The sequence below is a fragment of the Anaerolineae bacterium genome (assembly GCA_014360855.1).
Classification (GTDB): domain Bacteria; phylum Chloroflexota; class Anaerolineae; order JACIWP01; family JACIWP01; genus JACIWP01.
On sequence record JACIWP010000146.1, the window covers coordinates 1 to 7,910 of the forward strand.

The following is a 7,910-nucleotide window of genomic DNA, read 5'->3' on the forward strand; positions in this document are numbered from 1 at the left end:
GCTGGATGCATGTCCTCAGCAACGCGTTCCTCCAGCGCTTCCCCGGCCGCGTCATTAACCTGCACCCGGCCCTGCCGGGGCAGTTCCCCGGCACCGATGCCATCGCCCGCGCCTATCAGGCCTTTCGGGAGGGGCGCATCACCCATACCGGGGTCATGATCCACTTTGTGCCGGACGAGGAGGTGGACTGCGGGCCGGTGATCGTCAGCGAGAAGGTGCCCATATACCCGGAGGACACGCTGGAGGCGTTGGAGGCGCGCGTGCATGTCGTGGAACATCGGTTGTACGTCGAGGCCCTGCGCCGGCTGATCGCCGGCGAGGTGCCGCCGCCGAAGTGACTGATGGGCAGAGAACACACACCCGTGTGAGGAGGAAATGCCATATGAGCGATGCGATGTTTTTCGAGGAAGCGTTGACCTTTGACGACGTTCTGCTGGAGCCGGGTTATTCGGAGGTCCTGCCGGCGGAGGTCTCGGTGGCCACGGAGCTGGCGCCGGCCATCCGCCTCAACATCCCAATCCTTTCCGCCGCCATGGACCGCGTCACCGAAGCGCGCATGGCCATCGCTCTGGCCCGCGAGGGTGGCCTGGGCGTCATCCACCGTAACATGTCCATCGAGAACCAGGCCGCCGAGGTGGATAAGGTCAAGCGCTCCGAGTCCGGCATGATCGTGGACCCCATCACCCTGCCGCCCACGGCCACCCTGCGGCAGGCCGAGGAACTGATGAGCCGCTATCACATCTCCGGCATCCCCATCACCGAGGACAGCGGCAAGCTGGTGGGCATCCTGACGAACCGCGACATCCGCTTTGTCACCGAATGGGACCGGCCTGTCTCGGAGTATATGACCTCGGAGGGATTGATCACCGCGCCCATCGGCACGACGCTGGAGCAGGCGCAGGTCATCCTGCAGAAGCACCGCATCGAGAAACTCCCGTTGGTGGATGAGCACGGCTATTTGAAGGGGCTGATCACCGTCAAGGACATCATGAAGAAGCGGGATTACCCCAATGCGGCGACGGATGACAAGGGCCGGCTGTTGGCCGCCGCGGCCGTGGGGGTGGGCGAGGCCCATCAGGCGCGGGTAGAGGCGCTGGTGGAGGCCGGCGTGGACGCCATCGTCATTGACACCGCACACGGTCATACGCGGAGCGTGCTGGAAATGGTGGACTGGATCCGCCGGCGCTTCCCCAAGATGGTCATCATCGCCGGCAACGTGGCTACCACCGAAGGGACGGTGGCTCTCATCCAGGCCGGCGCGGATGTGGTGAAGGTCGGCGTGGGCGCCGGCTCCATCTGCACCACGCGTGTGGTCACCGGCATTGGTGTGCCCCAGCTCACCGCCATTTTCCGCTGTGCGCGCGCCGCCCATGAGTTGGGCAAGCCCATCATCGCCGACGGCGGCTTGAAGTACTCCGGCGATATCGTCAAGGCGCTGGCCGCCGGCGCGGACGCCGTCATGCTGGGCAACCTGCTGGCCGGCCTGGACGAATCGCCCGGCGAGCTGATCCTGTTCGAAGGCCGGCGCTATAAGGACTACCGCGGCATGGGCAGTCTGGGCGCCATGAGCGATTTCAGCCGGGACCGCTACGGCACCGGCCAGGGCGGCGTCGTAAAGCTGGTGCCGGAGGGCGTCGAGGGCCGTGTGCCGTACAAGGGCAAGCTCTCCGACTTTATTTATCAACTGGTGGGCGGGGTGCGCGCCGGCATGGGCTATGTGGGGGCCGCCAACCTGCGGGAACTGCGGGAGAAGGCGCGCTGGGTGCGCATCACCTCCTCCGGGCTGATCGAGAGCCATCCGCACAGCGTCATCCTGACCAAGGAAGCGCCCAACTACAGCCCGCCGGAGTTCCGCTAAACGGGCCGGGCAAGATCAGCAGGTGACAGTCACCTCACAGGTGACTGTCACCTTAATGGGAATGGTCAAGGTGCTGGGCATTGGCAGTGGCTGGCAAATCCTGTTGGGCGCGGCGGCTGTCTTCCTCGCCGGCCTGACCTATGGGCTGACCGGCTTCGGCTTCGCGCTGGTGGCGACGCCGGTCATGGTGATCCTGCTGTCGCCGCGGGTGGCGGTGCCGGCGGTGCTGTTGATGAGCATGGCCAACGGCCTGTTCCTTCTCCTCGCCACTTGGCGCGATGTCCAGCCGCGCCGCATCCTGCTCCTGACGCTGGCCGGCATCGCGGCGACGCCGGCGGGCGCCTATTTCCTGGCCTGGGGTTCCGCCGGCGCGCTGAAATGCTTCATTGGTGCCGTCATCACGCTCTTCGCCCTGGCGTTCCTCCTGGGCTTTCAGCGGCCCCTCCGGCAGGAAGGGCCGGCCTCCATCCCGGTGGGGCTGGTCAGCGGCTTCCTCAACGGCAGTACCGGTATGAGCGGCCCGCCCGTCATCCTCTTTTTCACCAATCAGGGTCTGGAGAAGCAGGCCTTCCGCGCCAATCTGGTGGCCTATTTCATGGCGCTGAACGTGGTGACTCTGCCGCTGTATGTCTATCACGGCCTGATGACGCGCCAGGTCGGCCTGTACGCGCTGGCGGCATTGCCGGCGCTGGCCCTGGGGACGTGGGCCGGCCTGCGCCTGTCCGGGCGGGTGAATCCCCGCGTGTTCCGCCTTATCACGCTTCTGCTGGTGCTGATGGCCGGCGTTTCCTCGGCCCTGAGCGGCCTCGGCATCTTTTAGCCCCGGCGCAGGAGCGGCAGAAAACAGCGCAGACGGGTGGGTTCGGGTGTCGCGGTGGCCGTCGGCGTCGGTGTGTGCGTTGGCGCAGGCGAGGGTGCGGCGCTGGGTACAACGCTTGGGGTGGCGGTTGGCGTGACGGAGGGAGTGGCGGTTACGGTGTAAGTGGATGTCGGGGTCAGCGTTGGGGTGGGCGCCGGCGTGCCCCCCGGCGATGGCGTCTCCCGTTCCACAAAATCATCGGCGCGGTCGGTGTCCCAGCCGGCCGGCTCCCGCTCCAATGAATGGCCGGCTGCTACCAGCGGACAGGGGGTGGCGAACACGCTGGCATCATCCCCGTACGAGAGGGCATCCACCGGCCGGCCCACCGGATCGCGCAGGATGAGCGCGTCGCCGGCGTTGTTCAGCCCATTGCCCAGCTCCGCATCCCCTAATTCAATGAGGAGACCGGCGAAACCGGGATAATCGGCCAGGAAGGCCTGGCGCGAACCCACAATGACCACGAATCCTCCCGACGGCAGGACGAAGGCCGGCAGGGTGTCCGTGTCCTCTCCATCGCTCAGGCGAAAATTCCGCAGGTCGAGGGAGATCGGCAGGGCATTGTACAGCTCCGCCCATTCGCGGTGCGCTTCCGGCGTCCCGGAAGATGGTGCCGGCTGGTAGGCCAGTTCGTTGATGGTCAGCGCGCCGGCCGGCAGCGCGGTGGGCGTCGGGGTGGGAGGCGGCGTAGGCGTCGAGGTGGCGGTACGCGTGGGGCTTGGGGCCGGTTGGGATGTGGCAGTCGCGGTGGGCGTAGCGGTGGGCGTAGGCGGCGGGCTGGTCATATCCAACGCCGCATCGTCGAAATAGGAGTATCCGGAGCCGGCACTCTCCAGGATCGCCTGCACGCGCTTTGCGCCCGCCGGCGCGGTCACCGGCCCCAACGTGAGCGGGCGGTAGTCCGGGGAGTTCGTGCTGAGCGGGCTGGAGGCATCGCGCCGCAGGGAATTTCCGCCGGCATCTTTCCAGTCCAACACCAGGCGCACCGAGGAGACGGCTGGGTCATTTTTCACCGCCCAGGCGGTGAAGGTGTAGCCGGCGCCGGCATAGACACTGTCCACGTACTGCGCAATGGTCCCCCGTACCTTCGCCGCGCCGGCTCCTCCATGTACGGGCGAGGAAACAACCTCAAACGACCCCGCTAGTGACACCCATCCCAATTTTCCCGCTTCAAAATCGGGGTTGGTCAGCAGATTGCCCCGCGCAAAGGCGACGGCAGTGATGCACAGGATGACCAGCAGACACAGGGGCCAGAGGGTGAAGCGTCGAGACATGGTGTCCTCCACAATGGTGCAGGCGAAGTGCTTGGCCGCCGTGTCTGCGTTGCCGGCCCGTTTATGGCGCCGTAATGGTGATGGCGCTCAGCACGACCGAAGTTTCTCCAGGCGGCTCATTGACCGGCCGCGGCTGGCCATCCGCCCCCACGATGCGCAGTACCAGGCGGTACTGGCCGGCCGGCGTGGCCGGGTTCAGATTGACATCTATATCGTGGCGCACCAATTCGCCAACCTGCCACTGCGCCGGCGGATAGAGATGGAACACATCCCCCGGCCATTCCAGGCGGTCCCCCCAGACCTGTCCCCATGCATCTTCCATCCGCAGTTGGACGCGGAATTCTTCCGTCAGCGGCTGTAAGGCGCTCCAGTACAGCGTCACATGGATCCAATTGCTGGGGGGATGATAGATGTGGTCCTGCGCCGGCAGGCTGGTCCGGTCAATCTGGTAGCCGGCCAGGCGCACCCGCCCGTCGAAAGTGATGTGCGCCGGCACCGTATCGGCCGGCAGGGAGTGCAGGCGGTAGCGCACCGCGTAGCCGCGCACTGCCACGCCGGCGGGGAACTGCTCCGTCACCTGCGGATAGCGCGCCTCGAACCAGCGCCGGACGAACTGCTGGGGGTCGGGCTGTTCCTCGTGGGAGGTGACCAGCCATATCACGTCGTACAGGCCGGCCAGGCCCTCCAGGGGCGCGTTGATCTGCTCGAACGAGGTGATGTCCCCCTCAAAGGGATAGAACAGCGGCAGGCCGCGGGTATCGTAATAGCGGAAGGCCACATGGACAAACCCGGGGTGCAGGAGCACGGCATCGTTCGGGCCGGCGTGGGCGTCCACGTACGCGGTAGCGGCGCGCCACTCCTCGCGCCGGTTCTCCGGCGCCCAGTTGTCGGGCAGGGCCAGCAGTGCCACAGCCGCCCACAGCGCCAGCACGAGCTGGCCGGCCCGCCGGCGGCGCTCCATCAGCCAGGCCAGGCCGGCGCCCCATGCCAGGCAGACAAAGGGCACCACAAAGAGGAAATAGCGCGGCGCGGCGAAGACGGCCTGGTTGATGCCCAACAGGAACCCACCGATGAGCACGGGCACGCCGATGGACAGCCGGAGGAACAGCCGGCCGAGGGGCTTGCTCGTCGGCACCAGCAAGCCGGCCAGCAGGAGGGCCAGCGCGCCGGCGGAAACCGCAGAGATCCAGGATGCCGGCCAGAGGGCCTTCCAGACGGTGTACCATCCCAACAAGCGCCACATCGTGGGGAAGAACGCCTGGAAGGGGCGGCCGGGTTGTGCCTCCTGATGGGTGACGCGTAGCGCCTGCAGGGCCAGCGGGAGGAAGAGCAGAGCCACCGCGCCGAACGCGATCAGGATGGGCAGGAGCCGGCGAATGAAGGGTATTTTCTCCCTGCGCGCCGTGTACAGCACCCAGGCCAGGGCATACAGGCCCTGGAAGGGGACCAGGAAGGCGATATATAGATAGGAGTACAGGGCCAGTGTCGTCAGCACCACATAGCCGGCCCACCAGCCCCACCTTCCGCTCCGCAACCCCCGCACCATGCACCAGGTGGCGAGGATGGCCAGTGCGGCCGAGGGCACGAACATGCGGACTTCCTGCGAGTACCAGACCAGGAAGGGGTTGAGGACCGCCAACAGGCCGGCGATGACCCCAGCCCGCCGGCCCAGCACCTCTTTCCCCAGCACGGCCAGCGCCGGCGGCATGATGACGCCGAAGCAGACCGTCATCAGCCGCACGCTGACCTCGCTGTACCCGAAGAGATGCGTCCAAAGGTGCAGGAGGAGGTAGTAGACAGGCGGATGCTTGTCGCGGATCAGGTGGAACCCGACGTCCAGTATCTCGCGCGCCGGCTGTCGCGCCCAGAAGACGCTGACGGCCTCGTCGAACCACAGGCTGTGATAGCCGATCTGCCAAAGGCGCACGGCCAGCGCGCCGGCGGCCAACAGTACCAGCGCCAGCCGCCAGGCGGTTTCCGGAAGCCGCAGTTTGCGAAGGAGCTGTCCGGCAGGTTGGGAGAAAGTGGTCATGGGAGAGCCGGCCCTTTTATTCGGGGAAGAGGATGCCCTGCTTGAGCAGGTCAGTCAGCACGCGGTCAATGGCGCGGCTGTCCCCTTCGATGCGGTAGACCCAACAGCCGGCCTCCTCCAGGCGCTCCTGCGCCTCCACAGGGATAACGTCCGGCCCGCCGATGATGGTGACCCGTTCGGCCAGCGCCGCCTCTTCCACTTTGAAGCCGAAGGCCGGCTTGAAGCGCAGGATGTAGCCCAGGGCGATGATCAGGTTGGCCTGGGTCTGCGGATGATCGGGGGGTCCGAAGAGCACATAATAGGCGAACACTTTCTTGATGGCCTTCTGCCACACCAGGTAGAACGAGTGATGGTAGAGGGAATTGCCGGCCTCCTCATCGGGATGCTCCGTATGCAGGTGGAGCACCCGGTCGCTGGGAAGGCCGAGCACCTCCACACTGCACACCTGTCCCTGTCCGAGGGGGAAGACAGCTCCCGGCTCTCCGGGGGCGGTGGGTTCGATTTCCAGCTCTTCCTCGCCCCCCTCCCAAGCGATGCGCAGGCGCGTGCCCACCGCCGGCTGACCGTACTCATCCAGCACGTCCAGGAAGAGATGATGGCCGCCGCGGTTCTCCGCCGGCGTCAGATGATGCACGCGCGTCACGCGCCAGTAGGTCTCGCCCAATCCCACCTCCGCCGGCGCGATCCGCACCCCGTAGGACTCCGCATCGTTGACCGGTTGGACCATAGGTTCATTCCCTCCCTCAGAAATCGGGCCTCATAAAGGGGTGCTCCGCAGTGCACTGCTCAGCGCGTGGCTCTCCCCGGGCAGGCGCCGCACGATACAGCCGGCATCGAGCAGTCTGCGCTCCGCTGACTCGTCAATCTCGTCGGCATCGGCGACGATGGTCACGTAGCGCGCCATCTGTGCCTCTTGCAGGCTGAAGCCAACCACGGCGCCGGCGCGCCGGATAGAATCAGACAGCAGAAGCACGCTGACCCAGGGGCCGGGCTGGGACTTTGCCGGCAGGAGCACATAATGCTCGAGCAGTTTGGGGCGCGCGACAGCAGGGGCCATCAGATCGATCTCCCGGCTCTGCCGGCCGTCCAGCACGATATTCCCCTGCGAGATGCCCAGCTCCTCGATGACCAGGGTATAACTGCCCGGGCCGAGGCCGGCGAAGCGACAGCGCCCGAAGCGGTCCGTGTGCTGTTCGCCCCGCAGTGCGCCGTCCGCGTCCATGAGCAGGACCCGCCGGCCGACCAGCGGCTCGCCGTCGGCGTTCAACAGCCGGCCCGACAGCTCGCTGTGGAAGGGCTGTTGTGCCTCCACATCCCGGAAGGAGACGCTGTTCTGCCCGTCCAGGACGAACTCGGGCGACTGCCAGCCCCGAAAGCGCAGGCGGTAGGCGCCGGCCGGCAGGTCGGTGAAGCGGATCTCTTCCCCTGGCTCAGCGTGCGCCTGCCGCAGTTCTCCCCAGCGCTGGCTTTCCAGCCGCAGGACGCCGGCGAAGGTGCGCTGGCTGATGCGCACCCGCACCTGACTGCCCATGGGGAAGCGCAGGAAGCCGGGGTTCCAACCGTCCACGGTGATCCGGCCAATTTCCCCCAGGCCCGCTACCAGCACCTGGTATTCGCCGGCGCTCAACCCTTCGAAGATGAAAGCGCCCTCTTCCCGGCGGGATGGCTCGACGGTGGCATGCTCTTCCCCACGCCGCAGGGTCACGGCCGGCGGATGTTCGACGCCGCCCAGCTCGACCCGGATGAGGCTGTGGCTGGCTGGGGCGGGGACCTTCACCCGCTGGAAATGGACCTCGTAGGAGATCGGTTCACCGCGCCGGCCGGGTACCTCGGCCGTCTCCAGCCCCTCGGCGGTCTCGCTCTCGGCGTCGTGTGCGCGTACCCGCAGGA

The 7,910-nt window shown here is 66.7% G+C and carries 7 protein-coding genes; 3 read left to right on the top strand and 4 right to left on the bottom strand.

Features of this window, described 5'->3' with window-relative positions; translation table 11 throughout:
* The 3 genes from H5T60_08990 to H5T60_09000 all read left to right on the top strand — a co-directional run.
* The coding region (locus H5T60_08990; GenBank protein ID MBC7242566.1) for a phosphoribosylglycinamide formyltransferase at positions 1-338 on the top strand (338 nt) is incomplete at its 5' end.
* 44 nt (positions 339-382) lie between these two features.
* Entirely contained in the window at positions 383-1,858 is a 1,476-nt protein-coding gene (gene guaB, locus H5T60_08995) for an IMP dehydrogenase (protein MBC7242567.1), read from the top strand.
* A 55-nt stretch (positions 1,859-1,913) separates the two neighbouring features.
* The gene (locus H5T60_09000; protein ID MBC7242568.1) at positions 1,914-2,678 is read left to right on the top strand and encodes a sulfite exporter TauE/SafE family protein; all 765 of its coding nucleotides are present in this window, start codon (positions 1,914-1,916) and stop codon (positions 2,676-2,678) included.
* Here H5T60_09000 and H5T60_09005 read toward each other — a convergent pair.
* The 4 genes from H5T60_09005 to H5T60_09020 all read right to left on the bottom strand — a co-directional run.
* The gene (locus tag H5T60_09005) at positions 2,675-3,988 is read right to left on the bottom strand and encodes a lamin tail domain-containing protein (protein ID MBC7242569.1); all 1,314 of its coding nucleotides are present in this window, start codon (positions 3,986-3,988) and stop codon (positions 2,675-2,677) included. The genes H5T60_09000 and H5T60_09005 overlap by 4 nt on opposite strands.
* 61 nt (positions 3,989-4,049) lie before the next feature.
* Entirely contained in the window at positions 4,050-6,020 is a 1,971-nt protein-coding gene (locus H5T60_09010; GenBank protein MBC7242570.1) for a glycosyltransferase family 39 protein, read from the bottom strand.
* A gap of 16 nt (positions 6,021-6,036) precedes the next feature.
* The gene (locus H5T60_09015; protein ID MBC7242571.1) at positions 6,037-6,747 is read right to left on the bottom strand and encodes a hypothetical protein; all 711 of its coding nucleotides are present in this window, start codon (positions 6,745-6,747) and stop codon (positions 6,037-6,039) included.
* A 30-nt stretch (positions 6,748-6,777) separates the two neighbouring features.
* The coding region (locus H5T60_09020; GenBank protein ID MBC7242572.1) for a carboxypeptidase regulatory-like domain-containing protein at positions 6,778-7,910 on the bottom strand (1,133 nt) is incomplete at its 5' end.